This window comes from Geminicoccus harenae (assembly GCF_019800005.1).
Classification (GTDB): domain Bacteria; phylum Pseudomonadota; class Alphaproteobacteria; order Geminicoccales; family Geminicoccaceae; genus Geminicoccus; species Geminicoccus harenae.
Genome location: NZ_JABGCL010000019.1, coordinates 90,852 through 111,116, shown reverse-complemented (window position 1 = coordinate 111,116; position 20,265 = coordinate 90,852). Strand labels below are relative to the sequence as shown.

The following is a 20,265-nucleotide window of genomic DNA, read 5'->3' as shown; positions in this document are numbered from 1 at the left end:
GCGCTTTGCCACCCGCTACGACCGGCGCACCATTCACTTCTCCGGCTTCGCCCACCTCGCCGCCGCCATGATCTGGCTACGCTGAATGTCGATCCGACCTAGCCGTCGCTTTTATGCTCTCTTGAGGTAGCTGGGTCGCCCCCGGGGCCGCCTCAGTCATGGGGGCGCTTCCAGGGAAGACTTGGCCCATAGCGCATCCCTCTCCCATGGCGGTCAACTGTACCACCACATCGTGGGATCAGACAGGTAGAGCGATGCGTCCGATGGCAAGGCGGGCGGCAATGCCAATGCTGCCGCCCGCACATGGCGCCTGGATCAGAAGTGGCCGGGTGCTTTGCCGAACAGGCGGATCTTCACCATCTCGGCGTGGTGGGGCAGGCGGGGCCAGGCGAGCGCGCCGATGTCCACGCTGGCGCGGATCGAGTTCCAGTTGACGATCCACCAGCGCAGCAGGGCTAGGCGGCAGGCGGTGCGCTCCGCGGGGGCCAGGCGCTCTTTGGCGACCAGATCGACATATTCGCGGTAGAGGCGCCAGGTCGGCAGGCTGCGGGCCTTGGCCTTGGCCGCGTCGTGCCAGGCGGCGCGACCCTTGGCGTCCTGCTTGGCGCGGGTGTAGCGCTGGTCGTGCTCGCGCATCTCCACCAGCGGCTCCTTCACCTGCAAGAGCCGGCCGCGCAGCGCCATCTGGGCGAGGAATGCCCGGTCCGCGCCGTGGAATGGGCCATGCAGCATCGAATCGACCAGCGTGGCGCGGCGGCACAGGCCGAAGAAGTCGACGCAGGAATGCGACATCAGGATCATGGTGGCGAAGCGGTGCGAGGGGCGCGGATGGTCGGCGCCGCTGAGCCCGCTGTCGTAGAAGGCGATGTGCTCGCCCTGGCCGTTGATATAGTCGACCACCGTGTTGCACAGCACCGCGTCGGGCGCCTGGTCGAGCGTCGCCACCGTCGCGGCGAGATAGCCGGGCTTGATCCGGTCGTCGTGGGCCAGCCACTTGAAGTAGGTGCCGCGGCTCTTCGCGAACGCCAGGTTGTAGTTGGCACCAGCACCCAGGTTGCGCTCGTTGCGGTAGTAGCGGATGCGCCGGTCCGTGGCCGCCAGATCCTGGCAGATCATGCTGGTCCGGTCGGTGGACGCGTTATCGGAGACGACGATCTCGAAGTCGCCCATGGTCTGGGCGAGCACCGAGCCCAGCGCCTGCTCCACATAGTTCTCGCCATTGAACACGGGGACGCCGATGCTCACCAGGGGCTGGCCGGTGCTTGGGATCGTCATTCTACCACACCTGTCGTGAAATGCATTCGCCGACCGCGCCCTGCCGGACCCGTCGGCCGGTTGCTCGGGGCTCGCTCAATCCGGACGGTCACTAGTTGCCGAACCAAATGAGCACAGTGCACGCAAGATGCTCCATCCTCGGCGAAATTTCGCGGCGGCCGCTGCCACGGAATCGGCCGGAGCCGTGGAGCGGATCATCCTGCTTCCGCCAGCATCGTTCAACGGGAATGACGAGGCGTGGTGCGCACCGAGATGCGCAGCGGGGGCCATTCATGCAACCACTGCGTGAGAGCTGTCCAGCAAGAACCTGTCGCGCTTCGTGAAATTGCCACCGCCCGCCTGCGGCGACATGTCAAGGCAGCCCGACCCGCCGGTAGACGTCCAGCAGGCGCTGAGCGGCGTGCCGCCAGGTGAAGCGCTGCAGCGCCAGTTCCCGGCCGGCCTGGCCGAAGGCCCGGGTCCTAGCCGGATCGTCGATCAGTTCGCGGATGGCTGCTGCCAGCGCCCGGGCATCGCCCGGCGCCACCAGCCGGCCGGTGCGGCCCGGCTGCACCAGGTCCAGCAGCCCGCCATGGCCGGCCGCCACCACCGGCAGGCCCTGCGCCATCGCTTCGGCCACCGGCAGGCCGAACCCTTCGCGGCATACCGATGGCTGCGCCAGCAGGTCGGCCGCGGCATAGGCGGCGGCCAGGCGGTCATGGGGCAAGGGGCCGACGAAGCGGATCCGTGGGTGGAACACGGGCGGAACCAGGGAGAGAAGACGTGCCTGCAACCTCTTGCCAGGGCTGATGAATTGCGCCGCCAGAGCCTGGATGCCGCTGCCATAGAACCGGCGCACGGCATCCGCCATGGCCGGCTCGCCCCTGGCCATCAGCCGGGCGTGGCACAAGGGCAGGAGGCCCACCGGCCCCACCAGGTCCAGGGTGAGGTCGGGAAAAGCCGGCGCCAGCTCCGCGAAGGCCTCGAGCAGGACGTGCGGCCCCTTTTCCGGGGAGATCCGGCCGACCATCAACAGCCGCTGGATCGGGCGGGCCGTGCGGTCGGCCGGTGCCAGGGCGGGCGGGTCGATACCGTTGCCGATCGGCCAGATCCGCCCGGCGGCGTCCGGCACATGGGCGCGCAGTGCCTGGGCCAGCCAGTCCGAGCAGGTGACGATCGCGGCGAAGGGTGCGAGCCGCGCGGCAGTCTCGGCAGGCGGCAGCCTGGTCAGCATGTCGTCATGCAGGTGGAGCACCAGGGGCACGCCCGGCAGGGCCTGGCGCAGCAGCGGCCCGGCCTGGGTCGAGGTCATCACGTGGACGATCCCCGGGGCCAGCGCTGCCAGCCGGGCCGCCGCACCGCGGAAATAGGTGCGGTAGTAGGCCTTGCGCATCAGGCGCGGCAGGGGGCGCGGGTCGAGCAGTTCCAGCGCCTTTTCCACTTGGCGGTGGTCGGTGGGGACGCGGTGGATCGCGAGCCCGCGCAGGCTCGTCTCGCACCCCGCCTGCCCGGGCAGGCGGGGTGCGATCGCCAGCGGCTCGACTGCCGCGCCCAGCGCCTCCACCAGCCTGTCCAGCACGATCGCCACCGACCCTGATTGCGGGCCGGCGCCCTTCAGGCTATCTCGCGGTTGGCTGACGAACGCGACGCGCAGGGTCATCGGCCCGCCACGGCGGCCGCCCCATCGCGTCCGTCGGCAGACGGCAATTTCGGATGCAGCACTCTGCCCAATTTCGACAGCCCTCCGCCCACGGCGCCGTCCATCCAGCATTCCGTGGGGCCGGCCGATCCCGGCCCGGGCGACGAGGTAGCCTTGGCGTCCAGCAACGTAAACATCGCCACGGGTCACAGGTCGCGGATCGGCCTGATCCCGGCCCGGGATGTGGTGCCCTTGCAGCAGGCGCTGGCCCGGGCCTGTGCCGCGCAGCGGGTGGAACTGGTCGTGCTGGCGGCGGATGGCGCCCCTGAAGGGGAACCGCTGGCAGCGGTGGTCGACCTGCGGCCGGATGCACGGGACGAAGGGCCGCCCAGCCGGTTCGGCACCTGGCGCTTTTGCTGGGACGGGCTGCACGAGGTGGCACAGGCCGGGGTCGCGGCACTGCAGGCCGGGCGGCGCGATGCGGGTGTCGCGCTGATGGCCGGCCAGGCCGTGCTCGAGCGCTGCCGGATCAAGACGGTCAGCCACAGCCTGCCCAAGACCCAGGGCCGGCTGTTCGCCGCGGCCGCGACCATGCCGATCCGGATGGTGCTGCTGCTGGCAGGCGGGATCATCCCGCCCTCGCCCGCGGAGCCGGCAAAGACGCTAGGGCCGGCTGCGGCCGGCCGGCTGACCAGGGCCGCGCAACTGCGCAACCTCGCCGGCAGGGTCCTGCGCGAGGCCTGGGAGGAGCAGTGGCGGGTGGGCGTGCTGGACCAGACGCCCGAGCAGCTCGTGGCAGGGCCGGATGCCCGGCGCATCACCTGGCTGCCGGCACGGCCTTTAGGCTATCATGCCGATCCGTTCGGCCAGGCGGGAATAGTCGGCCAGACGGAGCTGGTCCTGGCCGAGGCTTATGACTTCCGCGAGCGCCTGGGCTATCTGGTGGCGATCGACCGGGACGGCAGTGAGCGCATTGTGCTGCGCGAGCCGTTCCATCTGTCCTACCCGCAGCTCGTCGAGCATGACGGCCAGACCTGGCTGTTGCCGGAGGCGAAGGCGGCGGGCCTGGTCCGGCTTTACCGGGGCGACCCGTTTCCCGAGCGGTTCGTGCCGGGGCCGGTGCTGATCGAGGGGCTGGCCGCGGCCGACCCGACCCTGTTCCGGGACAGCCAGGGCTTCTGGCTGTTCGCCGGCGACGGCGCCGCCCAGGACGAGACCAACCTCGTGCTCTACCACGCGCCGGCGCTGCTGGGGCCCTGGACCCCCCACCCCATGAACCCGATCAAGGTGGACCTGGGCTCCGCACGGCCGGCCGGGCCGTTGTTCCGCGCCGGGGGCAGGCTGTGGCGCCCGGCCCAGGACTGCCGGGCGACCTATGGTGGGGCCATCGTGCTCAACGAGGTGCTGACGCTGACACCCGATCTGTACCTGGAGCGGCCGGGCCCGGTGCTGCAGCCGGATCCGTCCGGCCCCTGCCCGCACGGCCTCCATACCCTCACCCCGTTCGGCCAGGGCTTCCTGGTCGACGGCAAGCGCGAGTTTCGTTCGCTGCGGCGCTGGCTCACCGGCCTGAGGTCGCTGGCCGGTGGCTGATCCCTCGGTGCCGGGCAACGACGTGGCGCAGGCCGCACCGAAAGCCCCGGCGGACCACCGCAGCACGGTCCGCGCGCTGACCTTCAACATGGCCTCGATCGTGGTCGGCAAGGTGATCGCGGTGGTGATCGGCCTGGTCAGCATCGCGCTGATCACCCGGGCGCTGGGCCCGGAGGGCTATGGCGCGTACCGCACGATCCTGACCTTCGTCTCCTTCGTCAGCATCGCCTCGGACCTGGGCCTGCAGATCGTGGTGCTGCGCGAGCTGGGGCGGCCCGGCCGCGACCATGCCCGGCTGATGGGTGCGGCCATGCTCCTGCGCATGCTGCTCTCGGCAGCCGTAATGGCGGCAGGTGCGCTGGTCAGCCTGGTGATGCCCTACGATTCCACGATCGTGCAGGGCATCCTGGTGGCGGCGCCCTATTATGTCGTGTTCCAGGCCGCGATGATGCTGCAGTCTGTGTTCCAGCGCCATCTGCGCCAGGGCCAGCAGGCGATCTCGGAGACGATCGGCGGGCTGGTCATGCTGGGGCTGATATGGCTGGCGGTGCAGGCCGATGCCGGGGTGGTGCCGATGGTGGGCGCCATGCTGGGCGGCGGCATCGTGCAGCTGCTGGTCGCCTGGCCGCTGGCCCAGCGGCTGCAGCGCTTCCGCCTGGGCGTCGACCTGCCGATCTGGCGCGAGCTCCTGGCCACCGGCCTGCCGATCGCCGGCTCCAGGGTGATCCTCAGCACCATCCTGCGCGGCGACATCCTGCTTCTGTCGCTGCTCGCCACCGACGCCGCGGTCGGCCTCTACGGCGTGCCCAGCAAGATGTTCGAGATCCTGATCACCCTGGCGGTGCTGTTCAACGGCATGCTGATGCCGATGCTGGTGACCGCCCTGGCCGAGAAGGACGTGGCGGCCGCGCGCACCACTGCCGGCCATGCGCTCACCGCCATGCTGATCTTCGGCGGCGGCGTGATCGCGGCGTTCGCGGCGTTCCCGGCCGAGGTGCTGACCGTGGTGGCCGGGCCGGGCTTCGCGGGGGCGGCACCAGCGCTCACGGTCGTCGCGGTCGCAATCGCCGCCAATGCGGTGGCGCAGGTCTACCGGCACATGCTGACCGCCATGGACCTGCAGCGCCAGGCCTTCCTGACCGACTGCATCGGGCTCTGCGTGGCGCTGGTCAGCTATTTCACCCTGATCCCGCGCTTCTCCTACCTGGGTGCGGCGATCGGCACCGCGGTGACCGAGACAGCACTCTGCCTGGGCCTGATGGTCGCGGTCGCGTGGAGTGGCGTATGGCCGCCGATCCTGAGCGCACTGCTCAAGACGGTGCTGGTGACCGCGCTCAGCATCGCCGCCATGCTGGGCATGGCGCGGCTGGGCCTGCCCTGGCTGCTGGCGCTGGTGACGGGCGGCCTCCTGTTCCTGGGCCTGACGGTGGCGATCCGCCTGGCGCCGCCCGCCTATCTGGAGGCCATGCTCAAGCGCAAGAAGCGCCAGCCGGCAGCATCCTGAACCAGGTCAGGCCCGGGGGCCGCGGCCCAGCATCTGGCGCTTGATCTGGCCGAACAGGCTGGCATTGCCGCTGCGGAAGCGGATCCCGCTCTCCGCGGCGATCCGGCGGCGCTCCTCGGCCTTGAAGGCGCGCCATGCCACGATCTCGCGCAGGAGCTGGGCCGGGACCGACGCATAGCCGCCCTCGGCGGCGGGCAGCTTCTCGTAGCCCAGCCGCCGCATCGGCCCGGCCGCGATCAGCTCGATCAGGCGGATCTGCGCCGGCTTCAGCCGCTTCTTGTAGGCGTCGATCGAGGCGGTGTTGACCGGGCGGAACACGCCTTCCTTGTAGGGCTGGTCCTTGAACATCACGTCGCGCGAGCGATGGAACTCCAGCATGGCCGGGTCGAATTCCTCGCCCACCACCGTGCAGACCTTGCGCACCCAGGGCTCCGGATCGCGCACCAGGTCCTCGTAGCGCAGCTCCAGATAGTTGCCGGCATGGGCCTTGCCGCCCGTGGCGAACCGGTGCGCCGCCTCCACGTCGATCCGCCACTTCACCGCGGCGGTGATCACGTCCTTGGAGGTGCGCGGCAGCTCCACCCGCGACGCCACGTTCGCGCGCGGGTCGCGGACCAGGTGGATGATGCGGGCATCCGGGAACATGGCCAGGATCTCGTCCAGGTGGCGCACGTTCCAGGGCGTCTTGTCGCCGATCCGGACCTTGCCGCGCAGCCGGGCATAGACCTGCATCAGCTTGAGGAAGAACAGCGGATAGCTGGGGTCGGGATGGTCCAGCATCTCCTGGCGCACCACCGCCAGGGTCTCGTCCAGCCCGTTCCAGTTGTGGAAGTGATCCATGCTGGGGAGGCGCTCGAACATCCGGTCGATGGCGCCCGGCGCCTTCAGGTCCGGGACCTCCGCCTCGAGACTCAGGATGATGTCGAAGAAGATGATCTCGTCGGCCACGCCGATCCGCGGATGGGCGTCGAGGATGCGCTGGAACAGGGTCGTGCCGGACCTGGGCGCACCGACCACGAAAATGGGCGCAGTGTCGGGGAACACGCGCTCGACTTCGGACATCTCAACCTCTCCCGGCCACGCCCCAGGCGGCCACACGGATCATCGCAGGCGCCCCTTACGGGTTTTCCGCGGGAACTGCGAGGCGGCCCTGCGCCGCGCTGGCCAAAGCGGGCCTGATCGTGGCCCCAGGGTATCGCAGCCACCGAGCGCATGGCGACCCTGCCGACAGTTCCCCCGCGAAGGCCGATGCCGCAAGCTCGGACCCATGGGCAAAGCGCCAGCCTTGTCGCGGGTCCGGGCGGGTAATATATCAGAAGCGATGGAGGTTGCCGTTGGGACCGAACATGCCGGAGGCGGACGAGCCGGAGACGCGGGTCGCGCCCATTCCCTTGCGGCCGGTCGGCCAGGCGCTGGCCGGTGGGCAGACGAGGCCCGGCCGGACCCGACGTCCCAGTGCCGCGGTGGCCATCCATGCCCATCTGCGCGACCAGATCATCCAACTGGTGCGGGCACCGGGCGAACCCATCCATGAGCGCGAGATCGCGGCCCTGTTCGGGGTCAGCCGCACGCCGGTCCGCGAGGCGCTGCTGCAACTGGCCAGCGAGGGCCTGATCGCCATGGTGCCGCAGGTCGGCACCTTCGTGGCCCGTATCCCCGCCAATCGGCTGCCCGAGGCCGTGCTGGTGCGCCAGGCGCTGGAGGAGGCCACGGCGCGGCTTGCGGCCGAGCGCGATGGTGGCGTGGATCTGGCCGGGATGGCAGCGGCGATCGACCGGCAGGTCCGGGCGGCCGAGCGGGAGGCGATCGAGGAGTTCCACATCGCCGACGAGGCGTTCCACGCGGCGATCGCCGCGGCTTCCGGCTATCCCGGCATCTGGCGCCTGGTCCGCCGTGCCAAGCTCCAGCTCGACCGCTATCGCCGGGCCACCCTGCCCCAGGTCGGCCGGCTGCCCAAGGTCATCGAGCAGCACCGCGCGATCATGGACGCCATCGCCCGCCAGGACCCGCACGAAGCCGTCCAGCAGATGCGGGCCCATGTCGGCGCCCTGGTGGCCGATCTGGAAGCGATCCGGGCGCTGCGCCCCGACTGGTTCACCGATATCTCCGAAGAGGCAGGCCCGTGATCACCGAGACCCGTCAAGCCGTCCATCCCGAGGCCGTGCGCGGCATGGACACGGACACGCTGCGCCGCCACTTCCTGATCGAACGGCTGTTCGCCGCCGACCAGGTGCTGCTGACGCTGAGCCATGTCGACCGCGTCGTGGTCGGCGGAGCGATGCCGACGAGCCAGGCCCTGCTCCTGGCGCCGGAGCCGAGCTTTCGGACCGAGCATTTCCTGAGCCGGCGCGAGCTGGGCGTGATCAATCTGGGTGGGCCGGGTACGGTCGTGACCGACGGCACCGAGCACGCGCTGGCCAAGCGCGAGGCCGTCTATGTGGCGATGGGCACGGCCGAGGTCACCTTCCGCTCAAGCGATCCCGCGTCGCCTGCGAAGTTCTACCTGGTGAGCGCGCCGGCCCATGCCCGGTTCGAGACGGTCCACCTGCCGCTGGCCAGGGCGCGCACCATGCAGCTCGGCGAGGCGGCCAAGGCCAACCGGCGCACGATCTACCAGCTCATCCACCCCGACGTGGTCCAGACCTGCCAGCTCGTGATGGGCACCACCGTGCTGGAGCCGGGCTCGCTCTGGAACACCATGCCCTGCCATGTCCATGACCGGCGCATGGAGGCCTATTGCTACTATGACCTGCCGGCGGACGCCCGGGTGTTCCACTTCATGGGCGAGCCGGACCAGACGCGTCACCTGGTGGTGGCGGATGGCCAGGCGCTGATCTCGCCCGGCTGGTCGATCCATACCGGGGTCGGCACGCAGGCCTATGCCTTCGTCTGGGCGATGGCCGGCGAGAACCAGGACTATACCGACATGGACCATGTCCAGATGGCGGACCTGCGATGAGCCCATTCGACCTGTCCGGCAAGACCGCGATCGTCACCGGCGCCAATACCGGCCTCGGCCAGGGCATCGCCCTGGCACTCGCCAAGGCCGGTGCTCGGGTGGTCGGCGTGGGGCGCAGCCCGATGGACGAGACCCGCGCGGCCGTGGAGGCGGGCGGCGGTACCTTCCTCGGCGTCACGGCCGACCTCGCGACGCTGGAGCCGATCCCGGACATCGTCGAGGCCGCGGTCGCCAATTTCGGCCGGATCGACATCCTGGTGAACAATGCGGGGATCATCCGCCGCCAGGACGCGATCGACTTCACCGAGGCCGACTGGGACGCGGTGATGGACGTCAACCTGAAGAGCGCGTTCTTCCTGAGCCAGGCGGCGGCCCGAACCATGCTGGCCGACGGCAAGGGCGGCAAGATCATCATGATCGCCTCGCTCCTGTCCTTCCAGGGCGGGATCCGGATCCCCTCCTACACCGCCAGCAAGAGCGGCCTTGCCGGCATCACCCGGCTGCTCGCCTGCGAATGGGCGGCCAAGGGCATCAACGTGAACGCGATCGCCCCCGGCTATTTCGTGACCAACAACACCGAGGCGCTGCGCAACGACCAGGAGCGCAGCGAGCAGATCCTGGCGCGCATCCCGGCCGGCCGCTGGGGTCAGCCGGACGACATCGGCGGCGCCGCCGTGTTCCTGGCCTCGCCGGCTGCCGACTACGTCCATGGTGCCATCCTGCCGGTCGATGGCGGCTGGCTGGCGCGCTGAGCTTCAGCCGTCGAAGGCCAGGAACCGGACGATCCGCCAGCGCCCGTCATCCTGGCGGCGGAACAGGTCCATGCCGCGCTCGGTCGAGGTGGCGATCAGTGCGCCAGTGGCGGCAGAGGTGGTGCTGAGCGTCCATTCGAGCCGCACGACCGCGAGATCGCCCGCGACGATGATCTCCTGGATGGCCAGGTCATAGGCCAGCCGGCGCTCGGGATCGCGCAGTGCCCGCTGCAGGCCCGCGCACAGCTCGGCATGGCCGCGCTCCGGCTCGCCACCATAGACATAGCGCAGGTCGGGCGCGAACAGGTCGCAGACGGCCCCTGCCCGCCCGGCGTTGAAGTCGGCGCGCCACTGTTCCAGTGCCGCGCGCACCGCCTGCGCGGATGCCTGCGGGTCGGGCGTGCGGGCAGTGCAGCCGAGCAGCAGGAGGCAGGCGGCCAGCGCACCCATCGTGCGGCCGCCATGCCTCACGGCGAAGCGTCCACGGCCTCCATCCAGCCGGCCAGCCGTTCCGCATCGGGTCCTGTCGGGCGATCGTCCTGGAGGCTCGCGACGACCCGGCGCAACCGGGCGTGGAGAGCGGCCAAAGGCGGGCCCAGCCGGTCCTTGCCGTCGAGATCGATCGCCTGGGCAGCCGCCAGCAGCTCGATCGCGACCAGCCGCCGCCATGAGGCGAGGATGGCTTCCCCCTTCTCGACCACGAGCGGGGCCTGGGTGGCATGATCCTCCACGCCCGCCGCCACCGGCCAGTAGTCGAGCATGACCGGTGCTGCGTGGCGGCGGATCTCGGCCAGCAGCGCCATGGCGGACTTCTGCAACGGCACCAGCCCGGCCGCCATGCCGCCGACCGGGGACAGGCCGAACGGCAGGCCGGGCCGCTGGCCGTTGGTGAGCTGGAGGAAGCGCGCCAGGCTCGCCTGTGCGGCCTGGGCCATGGCGAGGCCGAGATTCTCGAAGGTCAGTGCCACGGCGGGGCAGGCGAAATTGCCGGTCGATAGCACCTCGCCTGTGTCGACCAGGACCAGAGGATTGTCCGCCGCGCTGTTGAGCTCGATCTCGACCTCCTGCGCTGCCCGATCGATCGCAGCAGCGGTGGCACCCAGCACCGGTGCTGCGCAGCGCAAGGACAAGGGGTCCTGCAGGCCAGCGGCCGGCCACGCACTGCCGGCCAGGAGCCGGCGCAGGCGCTCGGCCGCAGCCACCTGGCCCGGTGCCGGCCGGGCGGCCTGTACCGCGGGCTCCAGCACCCGCCGGTTGGCGCAGGTCGCAGCGAAGCTGAGTGCCGTGGCGTGCTCCTGCCACGAGAGCAGCCGCGCCGCCTCGTGGGCCAGGAGGGCGCCGGCACCGGCCGAGAAGGCCCCGGCATTGACCAGCGACAGGCCGTCCTTCGGGCCGAGCAGCACCGGCTCGAGCCCGGCTTCCCGCAGCGCCCGGCCACCCGGCAGCACATTCCCCCGATACTCGGCTTCTCCTTCGCCGATCAGGACCAGGGCGACATGGGCAAACAGGCAAAGGTCGCCCTCGCCCTGCGAGCCATGGCGCGGCACGCGCGGATGCACCGCCCGGTCCAGCAGTGCTGCGAGTGCGGTGAACACGGCGGGCGAGATGCCGGATCCTCCCTGGCTCAGCATGGCCAGACGGGCGGCCATGGCCGCACGCACCACCTGGGCCGGCAGAGGATCGCCCATGCCGACCGCCCTGCCGCGGACGAGCAGCGTCTGGAAGGCCGCCGCATCCAGCCCGTCCGGATGCTCCGCCAGGTCACGGCCGACCCTGGCACCCAGCCCGGTGTTCAGGCCATAGATCCGGGCCCCGCCCGCAGCCGCGCGGTCCAGTGCCCGGCGTGCCGTGTCCAGACGATCCAGCAGGTCCGGTGCTGGAACGGCGTGTGCCTGCCCCTGCGCCAGCCCCACGATGTCCCGGACGCGAACGGGCCCAGCCCCCAGCGAGACGGTGCTCACGCGTAGCGCAGCTTCTGGCCGAGACCCAGCCGCTCGGCCTTGTCGAGCATCAGGTGGCCGAGGGCTATGTCGCTGAGCGAGAGGCCGCGATGCCAGAACAGGATGGTCTCGTCCGGGCGCTCCCGGCCGGGCTTCTCCCCGGCCACGATCTGGCCGAGCTCGGCATGAAGGTTCGCTTCCGACAGCCGGCCGCTGTCGACATGGGCACGCAGCGCGCCGAGCTTGCCGGCCCGCGCCTGGCCCCAGTCGTCCACCACGATCTTGGCCATGATGTCGGTGAGCGACAGCTCCACCGCACTCATGGTGCCGTAGGGGATCACCAGCGCACCGGGCTTGATCCACTCGGTCTTCAGCAACGGTTCAGGGGCCGGCAGGCGTGAGGCCTCGACCACGATATCGGCCCCCTCCACGCAGCTTCGCCAGTCGGCCACCGCGCGGACCGGCTTGCCCAGGTCCCGGGACAGGCGCTCGGCGAAGCCGGCGCGGCTTTCCGGGCGGCGCGAATGCACCCGGATCTCGGCGAAGTCGAACAGCCGGTCGAGCAGGCGGACGTTCCAGTAGGACGTGCCGCGCGCGCCGATATGGCCCAGCACCTTCGGGGCGGGCGGCGCCAGGTACTTGCCGCCCAGTGCGGTGACTGCACCGGTGCGCATCTCGGTGAGGCCGGTGGCGTCCAGGATCGCCAGCGGCCGGCCGGTGCGCGGGTCGAACAGGTTGAGGATGCCGAACTCGGAGGGGAGGCCCTGGCGGTAGTTCTCGACATAGTCGCCCACCACCTTGACCCCTGCCAGGCCCAGCGGCGCCACGTAGCCGCGCAGCACGTTGAAATGGCCGTGGAACGCCGGGTCGGGCACCAGGTGCATGCGCGGCTCGATCACCGTCTCGCCCCGGCCCTGGGCGCGCAGCCCGCCCTCGACTGCGCCCAGGATCTCCTCGTCGGTTAGCTCCAGCGCCGCGATGTCCGGGCCGTTCAGCCAGGTGATGTAGAGTTCCGCCAAGGGCCTGCCTCCTGCCGTGCGTCGTGGGGCCTGTCACCGGAGTGCGGCACCAGCGCCCGGAAGACAATGGCCGCGTGCCTCGGTGGGATCGTCTGCCCCTCTGGCTGGTTGATCGGCGGTCGCCACCGCCGAAGGCTTGAGCCCTTGCCCGTCCAGCAGCACAACACCGCCCCGCCCGCCCCCGCCCGGCTGGGCTTTCCGGTCAAGGTGATGGCGCGGCCCGACCTCAAGAGCAACGACACGCGCCGCCATGCCAGCGACCCGCACCTGAAGGTCTCGCTCGGCTATGTCGACGCGATCCTGGACCATCTGGAGCGGCACCGGATCCGCATGTACCGCATGTCCTCGGATCTGGCCCCCTATGCCACCCATCCGGACCTGCCGCGCTTTCACGGCATGGTCCGGGAGAGTGCGGCCGAGCTGCGGGCGATCGGCGCCAAGGCCAGGCGGCTCGACATCCGCCTGTCCTTCCATCCCTCCCAGTTCATCGTGCTGAACAGCCCGGACCCCGACCTGGTCAGGAAGAGCGCGTGGGACCTGACCTCCCAGGCGGAGATGCTGGACCTGATGGAACTGGGGCCGGAGGCGGTGCTGGTGGTCCATGTGGGCGGCACCTATGGCGACCGGGTCGCCAGCGCCGATCGCTGGGCCAGGACCTGGCCCAGCCTGCCCGAGCCGGTGCGACGCCGCCTGGTGCTGGAGCATGACGATCTGCGCTTCAGCGCCGCCGACGTGCTGCGCATCCACGCGCGGACCGGGGTACGCCTGATCTTCGACTACCAGCACTTCTGGTGCCTGAACCCGGAGGGGCTGGAGCTGCGGCCGACCGTGGCGGCGATCCTCGCGACCTGGCCGGAGGGCGTGCGGCCGAAGATCCATTTCTCCTCGCCGCGCACGGAGCTGCGCCAGCTCAAGCGCAAGGTGCCGGGCACCCGCAGGACCGAGATCGTGCCGGTCCCGCCGGTCTGGACCGGCCACGCCGACTACTGCAACCCGTTCGAGTTCTCGACCTTCATGCGCGCCGTGGCCGGGCTGGAGTTCGACGTGATGCTGGAGGCCAAGGCGAAGGACCTCGCACTGCTCCGCCTGCGCCCGGACCTCCTGCGCTATGCCCCGGACGTGGCGGCCCGCTTCGGCCTCGACCCGACCCAGTCGGATGCGTTGGCCGACGAGGAAGCGACGGGCTTGGCCGAGGCGGCGGCCATGCCGGCCGAGGGCTGAAGGGTCGGCTCAGCCCGGCAGGCGGCCATCCGGCGTGTAGCGGTCCACGGCATCCGGCAGCTCGCGCGTCAGGCGCGCCAGCAGTTCCTCGCGGGACAGGCCGGTCTGCTGGCTGAGCGTCGCCAGCACGTCCGGACCGATCGCATGCTCAAGATGCTCGGGGCTCACCGGCCGGTTCGGCCCGCTCGCCACCCAGGAATCGGCGTCCTCGCCGTGGCCGGTTTCCTTGAACCGATCGATCAGTTCCTTCAGCCCGCCGCTCACCAGCTGGTCGCCGCTGCCGGGGCTGCTGCCGGAAGTGCCGCCGGAACCACCACCGAGCAGCCCGCCGAGCCCGCTCAACATGCCGGCGAGCCCGCCCTGCTGCGCCGCACCGGCCGGGTTCTGGCCGCCGCCGGCCGGTTGCCCGCCGGAACCGCCGCCGAACATCTCCGCGAGCTTGTCGCGGTTCTGGTAGCCCGCGATGGCCAGGAGGCCCAACAGGGCGGTCATCGACGGAAAGGCGCGGTTCATCGCCATTCTCCTGCACAGTTGCGAGGGAATCGAAACGCGCGGTGCGCTACCCAGTTCCGCGCTCGGGCTCAGCGACCCCGGCGCCGGTCAGCCTGCGGCGCATGCGGCTCCACATGCGGGCGGAACACCTGCCAGCCGAACGCTTCGAGTTGGTCGGCAACCCGTTCGGCGGCGTCGTAGCCCGCCATGGTGGACGAGTGGAGCGGCGTGCGCACGAACCCATGCAGGGCCCGTGCGATCACGTGAACCAGATGATCACGGCCCACCACTCTCAGGTCCGCGCCACCCATGTCGGAACTGTTCGTCATGCGCCGAGAATACGAGAACAAAACATGAACATCAAGCATCGAACGAAGCAATACGAGCCGCCCGGCCACGCGGCCGGATCGTCGGGAATCCATGTCGGAGATCGGGGGGGGAGGCTGGAGCGGGTGAAGGGAATCGAACCCTCGACACGTAGCTTGGGAAGCTACTGCTCTACCACTGAGCTACACCCGCGCCTGTCCTCTGGATAGCCGGGCGCCGCGGCCGGCGCAACGGCCAGCCGTGCCCGCGCCGAATAAACACGAAGCCCCATGCAGGAGGGTGTTGACGCCTTCCGCGCCATCCCCTATTCCGCAGCCACCCCGCCGGTGGGCGCATAGCTCAGTTGGTAGAGCAGCTGACTCTTAATCAGCGGGTCCACAGTTCGAGTCTGTGTGCGCCCACCAAACGGGGAACATCTGCCAGCAGGACCACAGACGGTCCTGCGTTCCTTCCCAATACACTGCATGGTGACCGGAAGTCAGGTCGGCTCGACTTGGCCGCGACTTCCCGGCTCAGCGCTGTGCGAGTCTGCCCGCCAGCTCGCCCATGGCCGCCGCCGCACTCTCTGCCGTTTCCCGCTCCACCTTGCGATAGGCAGTGACCACTGCCTGGCCGAGTTCGGTCAGATCGGCGCCGCCGCCCTGGGCGCCGCCATGGCGCGAGGTGACCAGAGGCTCGGTGAACATGCGGTTCAGCTCGTCGACCAGCGACCAGGCGCGCTTGTAGGACATGCCCAGGCTCCGCCCGGCAGCGCTGATCGAACCGGTCTCGGCGATGGCCTCCAGCAGCCGGACCTTGCCTGGTCCGATCCGCTCGCCCTGCGGAAAGTCGATCCGCACGCTGATCGCGACCGCCATGCACCTTCCCCTGCCCGCCCCGCACCGATCCTGCCTGAACCGGGCGGCGAGCGCACGGGCGGCGGTCAGCCGCGCAGGTGCAGCGGCACCAGGTGATTGTCCCAGGCGAGCGCCGCCTGGGCCAGTTCCTCCGTCTCGCCGGAAGCCGCGTTGATCTCGACCAGCCGACCGGTGCCGCCGCTCGCGACGAAGCGGCCGGGGGTGCCGGCCGCGGCCACGCCGCAGCCGTCTTCCAGCGCTACCTCATGGTGGATGGCGCCATCGCGATCCAGGACCAGGATGCGGTGCGCCTTCGGGCAGGACACGGCCAGCCAGGCGCCGCTCGTGTCATAGGTGATGCTGCCGGTGTACTGGCGAAGCCCGGCGGCCCGTCCCCGCAGCTCGTCCACCAGTCGGAAGCCCTGCCGGTCCAGGATCGCCACCAGCGGCACCGCTGCATCCGCATCGCCTTGGAACTGGCAGGCGCAGGCGATCTCGCCTGTCGGGCTCAGCGAGAGGTGGCGCAGCGAGAGCTGGTGCAGCTGCCCTTCCAGCGGGAAGCGCTCGACCAGCCGGCCGGAACCCAGATCCATCAGCACGAGCGAGGGCGCCATCGTGTCTAGGTTGAGCTTGAGGCGCTTGCTCTGCGGATGGGTGAGGATGCCGCCCACCGCCACCGCCAGGGTCTTGCCATCCGGCAGTACCGCCACGTCGTGCGGCCCGATACCGTGGCCCGGCAGCTCGGCCAGCTTGCGGAAGCCCTCGTCCACCGCATAGACCCCGAGCGTGCCGTCGCCGGTGTCGAACTTGTTCTCGGCCGTGATCAGCAGCCGGCCACTCGGGTCGAACGTGCCGTGCCCGGCGAAGTGCCGGTTGGCCTCGGCCTCGAACGCCGCCAGCCGCTCGCCGGTCCGGCTGTGGAACGCCACGGCGAACACGCCCGGGCGGCGGGCGAACACCACCGCCAGCTCGCGGGTCGGGTGGACCGCGAAGCTGTGGCCGCGCGCCGGCAGGTGCAGGGCGAACGGGCTGGTGCCGCCGTTGCCCAACGCTGCCGCCTGGTCGCCACTCACCGGCTCGGTGCGGCAGCCCAGCCAGCGGGGCGCGGCACCGCCATGCTCGGTGGCCGCGGCCATCGCCAGGACCGGGTCGGCGAACGGCAGGCCCGCCAGGATGGCGAGCGTGGCGCGGCGGGCCAGCTCCATGGTCAGTCTCCGTCCAGTGCGTTGAAGCCGAGGCTGATCCCGATGGCAGGCGCCAGCCGCTCCACCACCAGGAGGCGGAGCTGCTGGACTTCCGTCAGGAGTGCTTCGACCTTGGGGCGGGCGGCCGGGTCGGACACTGCCTGGTCGAGCGGCAGATCGATCGCCGCCAGCGCTGCCTGGACCCGCCCGAACTGCGCGCGGATCATCGTGTCCAGGGCCGGGCCGTCGTCCTGTGCGGCGAGCCTCGCCGCCACGCCGTCCGGGGCGAGATAGACCGCTTCCACCGCGGCGAGACTGGCCTGGATCGCTGGCAGCGACAGGCCGCTGCGCCATGCCTCCGCCCGCTGGCCGCGCGCCGTGTCGATGTCCAGCCCGAGCGGGCGCGCGATCTTCTCCTGCGAGATCCGGTCCAGGCTGTCGCGCATCGAGATCAGCAGGAGGCGGCGCCGGTCGTTGTCGGAGAGGCGCGTGGCGGTGAACTCGGCAGCGACCGCATCTGCCAGCTCGGCTTGGGCATCGCCCACCGCGCGCAACAGCCGGCAGCCTCCCTGCTCCGGCTCGCCCGTACCACCAAACAGCACCTCTTCCGCCATGCCGAAGCCCGAGGCGGCGATGCCCTCCGGCTTGCCGCTGCTGAGCGACCGCGCGATCTGCCTGCCTGCCGAACCATGCGGGTCCGGCCAGAACCAGACCCGGCTCGCCAGGTCCGCCGGCACGCCCGGGCCGACCAGCCAAGTCCTGGCCGCCTGCCAGCGCAGCACGAGGTCACGGAACGCCTCCCTTGCCCGCTCGACCGCTTCCGGGCCGGCCGGTTCGGGACAGGTGGCCGAGCCGGCCTGGTCGAACGAAGCGGCCGCTTCCTGCCAGGCGCGCACAGCCGCGTTGCCGGGCTCGGCTAGTTGTGCTCCGGCAAGGGCCGGCCAGCCGAGCAGCAGGGCGAGAGCGAAGATCGGGATGCGCATCGCCTCAGAGCCTCTCGAGAAATGCCAGCAGCCTCGCCCGCTCCGCCTCCGGCAGGGCGGCATAGCCGGCGGAAGCGGTCCTGGCGGCACCGTCGTGCCACAGGATCGCCTCTTCCGCATCGCGGGCCCGGCCGTCATGCAGGAGCGGGCGGCCCTCCATGAGGCGTCTTCCCAGCCCCCAGAGCGGGGCCGTGCGCCAGCGGCGGCCCAGGCCCGCGTCGCGCTCGTCGCTGGCCAAGCCCGCGCCCAGGTCGTGCGCCTGGAAGTCGGAATAGGGTTGCAGCCCTCCCAGCTCGGGGCGGTGGCAGCCGTTACAGCCCAGCGAGGCAAACAGGTGCAGGCCGTCCGGATCGAGCGGGCCGGACGGCGCTGGCGGCGGCAGGAAGCGGAGATAGGCCAGCAGGGCCTGGACGATCCCCGGTGCGAGTTCCACGCCGCCCTCCCCATCCCCGCTGCCATGCGGGCCTTGGCGGCAGGTGGGCGCTGCCTCGGTGCAATCGCCCCAGGGCTCGGGATGGTCGGTCGTGGACAGGCCCAGGTCCAGCAGCAGCGCCTCGGTCACCGGCTGGGCCAGCGAGGCGTGGGCGGCCTTCAGCCCGAACCCGCCGGGCTCGCCGGCCTCCGCCAGCGCCTGCTCGACCAGGCCCAGCCCGGCCAAGCCCGGTGCCAAGCGCAGCGAGCCGCGGCCGGACTCCACGGCGGCATCCAGGGTGACCAGCTGCGGCACCGGCCGCCGCAGCGCGACCGTGCTGCCATCGGCCAGACGTCGCGGCGCGGGCTGCCAGCGGACCTCCAGCCGCCCTTCCGGCTCGTGGCCGGGTGCCGCTGCGGTCTGGAGCTGCCGGCCATAGGCCGGATCGTCGTCGAAGCGCAGCACCAGGCCGGCACCGTCCGCCATCCGCCCGCCGCCAGCCCCTTCATGGCAGCTCGTGCAGGCGCGCGCGTTGAACAGGGGGCCCAGCCCGTCGCTCTGCCGATTGGACGCGCCAGCCACGGTCCAGATCCGCCGGAACAGCGCCTTGCCGACGGCAGCGTCCAGGTCGCGGCTGCCGGCCGGGTCCGGGGTGAGCAGGGCCGCGGCCAGGAGCAGCGGGGCGGCCAGCCACCTCATGTGATCCGGAACCAGCCCATCATGCCGGTCTCCTGGTGCTCGATGATGTGGCAGTGGAGCATCCAGTCCCCGGGAGTGTCGGCGACGAACGCGATCCGGGTCCGGTCGCGCGGGCCCAGCAGCACCGTGTCGGCGCGCTGGCCGACGGCACCCTGCCTGGGGTCGAGCACCTGGAAGGTCAGCCCGTGCAGATGGATCGGATGCTGGTACTGCGTGGCGTTCACCAGCTCGATCACGTAGCTCCGCCCCTGCACCAGCTCGAACAGCGGCGGCGGCAGTGCCTGGTGGCCCTGCTCCGGCCAGCTCCTGCGGTCGATCGCCCAGTGCGTGGCGGCACTCAGGCAGAGGTTGTCGGCCAGCCGCAGCACCTGGCCGTCCTTCAGCACGATCTCGCTGGCGATCGCGCTGGTCTGGAAGGTCAGCCGCAGCTTGTCCGCGCGGGCGAGGTCGGGCTCGGCGAAGTCCGACGGGCGCAGCGCCGCCGGGGCGAACGGCCGGTCTGGACGTGCCGGGCCGGTGCCGCGCAGCCGGGCGAGCGGCACCGGCTCGGGCGCGAAATAGTCGTAGAGCACCGCCTCCTGGCCGGGTCCCGGGGCGCGCAGCGTCAGGTCCAGGCGCATGGCCGGGCCCAGCCGCCAGCTGGTCAGCGGCAGCGGCGGCAGGCCGTTGCCGTCGGTCGCGATCACCGCCGCCTCGGCACCCTCCACGCCCAGCTCGGCGATCCGGGTGGCATCGACATTGAGGATGCGCAGACGCACGTCGCCGCCGGCCGGCACGTCCAGGACCGGCGCCACCCGGTCGTTGACGGTGCGCAGCCGGCCGAACGTGCCGGCCTTCGCCGCGGCCGCATCGCTGGTGAACGGGGTGAAGGCGCCTGCTGCGTCGATCCGCCAGTCGCGCAGCACCAGGACCAGCTCGGCATCGTGCGGCACCACCTCGTCGCCCTCCACGATCAGGACGCCTGCGAGCCCGCGGCTGAGCTGCTCGATCGTGTTGCAATGGGTGTGGAAGAAGAACGTCCCGGTGTCGGGCGGGACGAAGTCGTAGTCGAAGCCCTGCCCCGACATCACCGGCTCCTGGGTGAGATAGGGCACGCCGTCCATGGCGTTGGGCACGCGGATGCCGTGCCAGTGGATCGAGATGGGCTCCGGCAGCCGGTTCTCCAGCCGTGCCTGCAGCCGCTCGCCCTGGCGCAGCCGGATCACCGGCAATGGCTCGTCGGCGAACGTCCAGGCCGCGACCTCCGGCCCGTCGCCCGACGGGACCCGGATCCGCCGCTCGGCCGCCACCAGGCGCCGGACGACACTTTCCTCCCCGGTGATCGCCAGGCGGGGCGTACTTGGCCGCGCCAGCGTCGCCCCGGCCGTTGCGGCGCCCAGCAGCAGCGCGCGTCGTCCGATCCGCATGCCCGCCCCTTGCCGCTCAGAGCCGAACCGGCTGGGAGACGGCCA

At 71.1% G+C, this 20,265-nt stretch carries 19 protein-coding genes and 2 tRNA genes; 7 read left to right on the top strand and 14 right to left on the bottom strand.

What is annotated here, in order from left to right:
- Positions 1-315: 315 nt before the first annotated feature.
- Positions 316-1,275, bottom strand: a complete 960-nt coding sequence (locus HLA95_RS17960; protein ID WP_191062152.1) for a glycosyltransferase family 2 protein — start codon at positions 1,273-1,275, stop codon at positions 316-318.
- Between the two features lie 352 nt (positions 1,276-1,627).
- Positions 1,628-2,914: a glycosyltransferase gene (locus HLA95_RS17955; RefSeq protein WP_222184057.1), complete on the bottom strand. Its 1,287-nt coding sequence runs from the start codon at positions 2,912-2,914 to the stop codon at positions 1,628-1,630.
- Between the two features lie 153 nt (positions 2,915-3,067).
- Between HLA95_RS17955 and HLA95_RS17950 the strand changes: the two genes are divergently transcribed.
- Positions 3,068-4,486, top strand: a complete 1,419-nt coding sequence (locus tag HLA95_RS17950) for a glucosamine inositolphosphorylceramide transferase family protein (RefSeq protein ID WP_191059613.1) — start codon at positions 3,068-3,070, stop codon at positions 4,484-4,486.
- Positions 4,479-5,990, top strand: coding sequence for a flippase (locus HLA95_RS17945; protein ID WP_191059612.1), 1,512 nt, complete (start codon positions 4,479-4,481; stop codon positions 5,988-5,990). Before HLA95_RS17950 ends, HLA95_RS17945 begins: the two co-directional genes overlap by 8 nt.
- Positions 5,991-5,996: 6 nt before the next feature.
- Here the strand turns inward: HLA95_RS17945 and HLA95_RS17940 are convergent, their stop codons facing one another.
- The gene (locus tag HLA95_RS17940; protein WP_191059611.1) at positions 5,997-7,052 is read right to left on the bottom strand and encodes a sulfotransferase family protein; all 1,056 of its coding nucleotides are present in this window, start codon (positions 7,050-7,052) and stop codon (positions 5,997-5,999) included.
- A 272-nt stretch (positions 7,053-7,324) separates the two neighbouring features.
- On the opposite strand from HLA95_RS17940, the gene HLA95_RS17935 reads away from it, so the two are divergent.
- The 3 genes from HLA95_RS17935 to kduD are packed head-to-tail and all read left to right on the top strand — an operon-like array spanning position 7,325 to position 9,701.
- Positions 7,325-8,116, top strand: coding sequence for a GntR family transcriptional regulator (locus tag HLA95_RS17935; RefSeq protein ID WP_222184055.1), 792 nt, complete (start codon positions 7,325-7,327; stop codon positions 8,114-8,116).
- The gene (gene kduI, locus HLA95_RS17930) at positions 8,113-8,949 is read left to right on the top strand and encodes a 5-dehydro-4-deoxy-D-glucuronate isomerase (RefSeq protein ID WP_191059609.1); all 837 of its coding nucleotides are present in this window, start codon (positions 8,113-8,115) and stop codon (positions 8,947-8,949) included. The genes HLA95_RS17935 and kduI overlap by 4 nt, the downstream gene beginning before the upstream one ends.
- Entirely contained in the window at positions 8,946-9,701 is a 756-nt protein-coding gene (kduD, locus tag HLA95_RS17925) for a 2-dehydro-3-deoxy-D-gluconate 5-dehydrogenase KduD (RefSeq protein ID WP_191059608.1), read from the top strand. The genes kduI and kduD overlap by 4 nt, the downstream gene beginning before the upstream one ends.
- Before the next feature lie 3 nt (positions 9,702-9,704).
- Here the strand turns inward: kduD and HLA95_RS17920 are convergent, their stop codons facing one another.
- Genes HLA95_RS17920 through HLA95_RS17910 form a run of 3 tightly spaced genes read right to left on the bottom strand, consistent with a single transcriptional unit; the run spans position 9,705 to position 12,660 of the window.
- Entirely contained in the window at positions 9,705-10,172 is a 468-nt protein-coding gene (locus HLA95_RS17920; RefSeq protein WP_222184053.1) for a YybH family protein, read from the bottom strand.
- Positions 10,169-11,662, bottom strand: coding sequence for an HAL/PAL/TAL family ammonia-lyase (locus HLA95_RS17915; RefSeq protein ID WP_222184052.1), 1,494 nt, complete (start codon positions 11,660-11,662; stop codon positions 10,169-10,171). Before HLA95_RS17915 ends, HLA95_RS17920 begins: the two co-directional genes overlap by 4 nt.
- On the bottom strand, positions 11,659-12,660 hold the full coding sequence (locus HLA95_RS17910) for an ornithine cyclodeaminase family protein (RefSeq protein ID WP_191061493.1): 1,002 nt from the start codon (positions 12,658-12,660) through the stop codon (positions 11,659-11,661). Before HLA95_RS17910 ends, HLA95_RS17915 begins: the two co-directional genes overlap by 4 nt.
- Before the next feature lie 144 nt (positions 12,661-12,804).
- On the opposite strand from HLA95_RS17910, the gene uvsE reads away from it, so the two are divergent.
- Positions 12,805-13,881: a UV DNA damage repair endonuclease UvsE gene (gene uvsE / locus HLA95_RS17905; protein ID WP_223861689.1), complete on the top strand. Its 1,077-nt coding sequence runs from the start codon at positions 12,805-12,807 to the stop codon at positions 13,879-13,881.
- A gap of 9 nt (positions 13,882-13,890) precedes the next feature.
- On the opposite strand, the gene HLA95_RS17900 is transcribed toward uvsE, so the two are convergent.
- From HLA95_RS17900 to HLA95_RS17890, 3 genes are all read right to left on the bottom strand, one after another.
- Positions 13,891-14,394 carry a YidB family protein gene (locus HLA95_RS17900; protein WP_222184051.1) on the bottom strand — a complete coding sequence of 168 codons (504 nt, stop codon included), beginning with the start codon at positions 14,392-14,394 and terminating at the stop codon, positions 13,891-13,893.
- Between the two features lie 68 nt (positions 14,395-14,462).
- Positions 14,463-14,795 carry a hypothetical protein gene (locus HLA95_RS17895; protein ID WP_222184050.1) on the bottom strand — a complete coding sequence of 111 codons (333 nt, stop codon included), beginning with the start codon at positions 14,793-14,795 and terminating at the stop codon, positions 14,463-14,465.
- Positions 14,796-14,817: 22 nt separating this feature from the next.
- Positions 14,818-14,892: transfer RNA gene (locus HLA95_RS17890), tRNA-Gly, on the bottom strand.
- A gap of 136 nt (positions 14,893-15,028) precedes the next feature.
- Between HLA95_RS17890 and HLA95_RS17885 the strand changes: the two genes are divergently transcribed.
- A tRNA-Lys gene (locus tag HLA95_RS17885) sits at positions 15,029-15,104 on the top strand.
- A gap of 108 nt (positions 15,105-15,212) precedes the next feature.
- Here the strand turns inward: HLA95_RS17885 and HLA95_RS17880 are convergent.
- From HLA95_RS17880 to HLA95_RS17860, 5 genes are all read right to left on the bottom strand, one after another.
- A complete protein-coding gene (locus tag HLA95_RS17880; protein ID WP_191061882.1) occupies positions 15,213-15,557 on the bottom strand; it encodes a winged helix-turn-helix domain-containing protein in 345 nt (114 codons plus the stop codon).
- A gap of 65 nt (positions 15,558-15,622) precedes the next feature.
- Complete coding sequence (locus tag HLA95_RS17875) at positions 15,623-16,741, bottom strand: DUF1513 domain-containing protein (protein WP_222184049.1); 1,119 nt, start codon at positions 16,739-16,741, stop codon at positions 15,623-15,625.
- 2 nt (positions 16,742-16,743) lie between these two features.
- On the bottom strand, positions 16,744-17,703 hold the full coding sequence (locus HLA95_RS17870) for an imelysin family protein (protein WP_191062474.1): 960 nt from the start codon (positions 17,701-17,703) through the stop codon (positions 16,744-16,746).
- A 4-nt stretch (positions 17,704-17,707) separates the two neighbouring features.
- Positions 17,708-18,814 carry a di-heme oxidoredictase family protein gene (locus tag HLA95_RS17865; RefSeq protein WP_222184048.1) on the bottom strand — a complete coding sequence of 369 codons (1,107 nt, stop codon included), beginning with the start codon at positions 18,812-18,814 and terminating at the stop codon, positions 17,708-17,710.
- Positions 18,811-20,220, bottom strand: coding sequence for a multicopper oxidase family protein (locus tag HLA95_RS17860; RefSeq protein WP_222184047.1), 1,410 nt, complete (start codon positions 20,218-20,220; stop codon positions 18,811-18,813). The genes HLA95_RS17865 and HLA95_RS17860 overlap by 4 nt, the downstream gene beginning before the upstream one ends.
- Between the last annotated feature and the right edge of the window lie 45 nt (positions 20,221-20,265).

What these genes read in the sequence shown, in the direction of transcription:
- HLA95_RS17960 (WP_191062152.1), bottom strand. Translation starts at nt 1,275, where the DNA reads ATGACGATCCCAAGCACCGGCCAGCCCCTGGTGAGCATCGGCGTCCCC.
- HLA95_RS17955 (WP_222184057.1), bottom strand. Translation starts at nt 2,914, where the DNA reads ATGACCCTGCGCGTCGCGTTCGTCAGCCAACCGCGAGATAGCCTGAAG.
- HLA95_RS17940 (WP_191059611.1), bottom strand. Translation starts at nt 7,052, where the DNA reads ATGTCCGAAGTCGAGCGCGTGTTCCCCGACACTGCGCCCATTTTCGTG.
- kduD (WP_191059608.1), top strand. Translation starts at nt 8,946, where the DNA reads ATGAGCCCATTCGACCTGTCCGGCAAGACCGCGATCGTCACCGGCGCC.
- HLA95_RS17900 (WP_222184051.1), bottom strand. Translation starts at nt 14,394, where the DNA reads ATGAACCGCGCCTTTCCGTCGATGACCGCCCTGTTGGGCCTCCTGGCC.
- HLA95_RS17895 (WP_222184050.1), bottom strand. Translation starts at nt 14,795, where the DNA reads ATGGATTCCCGACGATCCGGCCGCGTGGCCGGGCGGCTCGTATTGCTT.
- HLA95_RS17880 (WP_191061882.1), bottom strand. Translation starts at nt 15,557, where the DNA reads ATGGCGGTCGCGATCAGCGTGCGGATCGACTTTCCGCAGGGCGAGCGG.
- HLA95_RS17875 (WP_222184049.1), bottom strand. Translation starts at nt 16,741, where the DNA reads ATGGAGCTGGCCCGCCGCGCCACGCTCGCCATCCTGGCGGGCCTGCCG.
- HLA95_RS17870 (WP_191062474.1), bottom strand. Translation starts at nt 17,703, where the DNA reads ATGCGCATCCCGATCTTCGCTCTCGCCCTGCTGCTCGGCTGGCCGGCC.
- HLA95_RS17865 (WP_222184048.1), bottom strand. Translation starts at nt 18,814, where the DNA reads ATGAGGTGGCTGGCCGCCCCGCTGCTCCTGGCCGCGGCCCTGCTCACC.
- HLA95_RS17860 (WP_222184047.1), bottom strand. Translation starts at nt 20,220, where the DNA reads ATGCGGATCGGACGACGCGCGCTGCTGCTGGGCGCCGCAACGGCCGGG.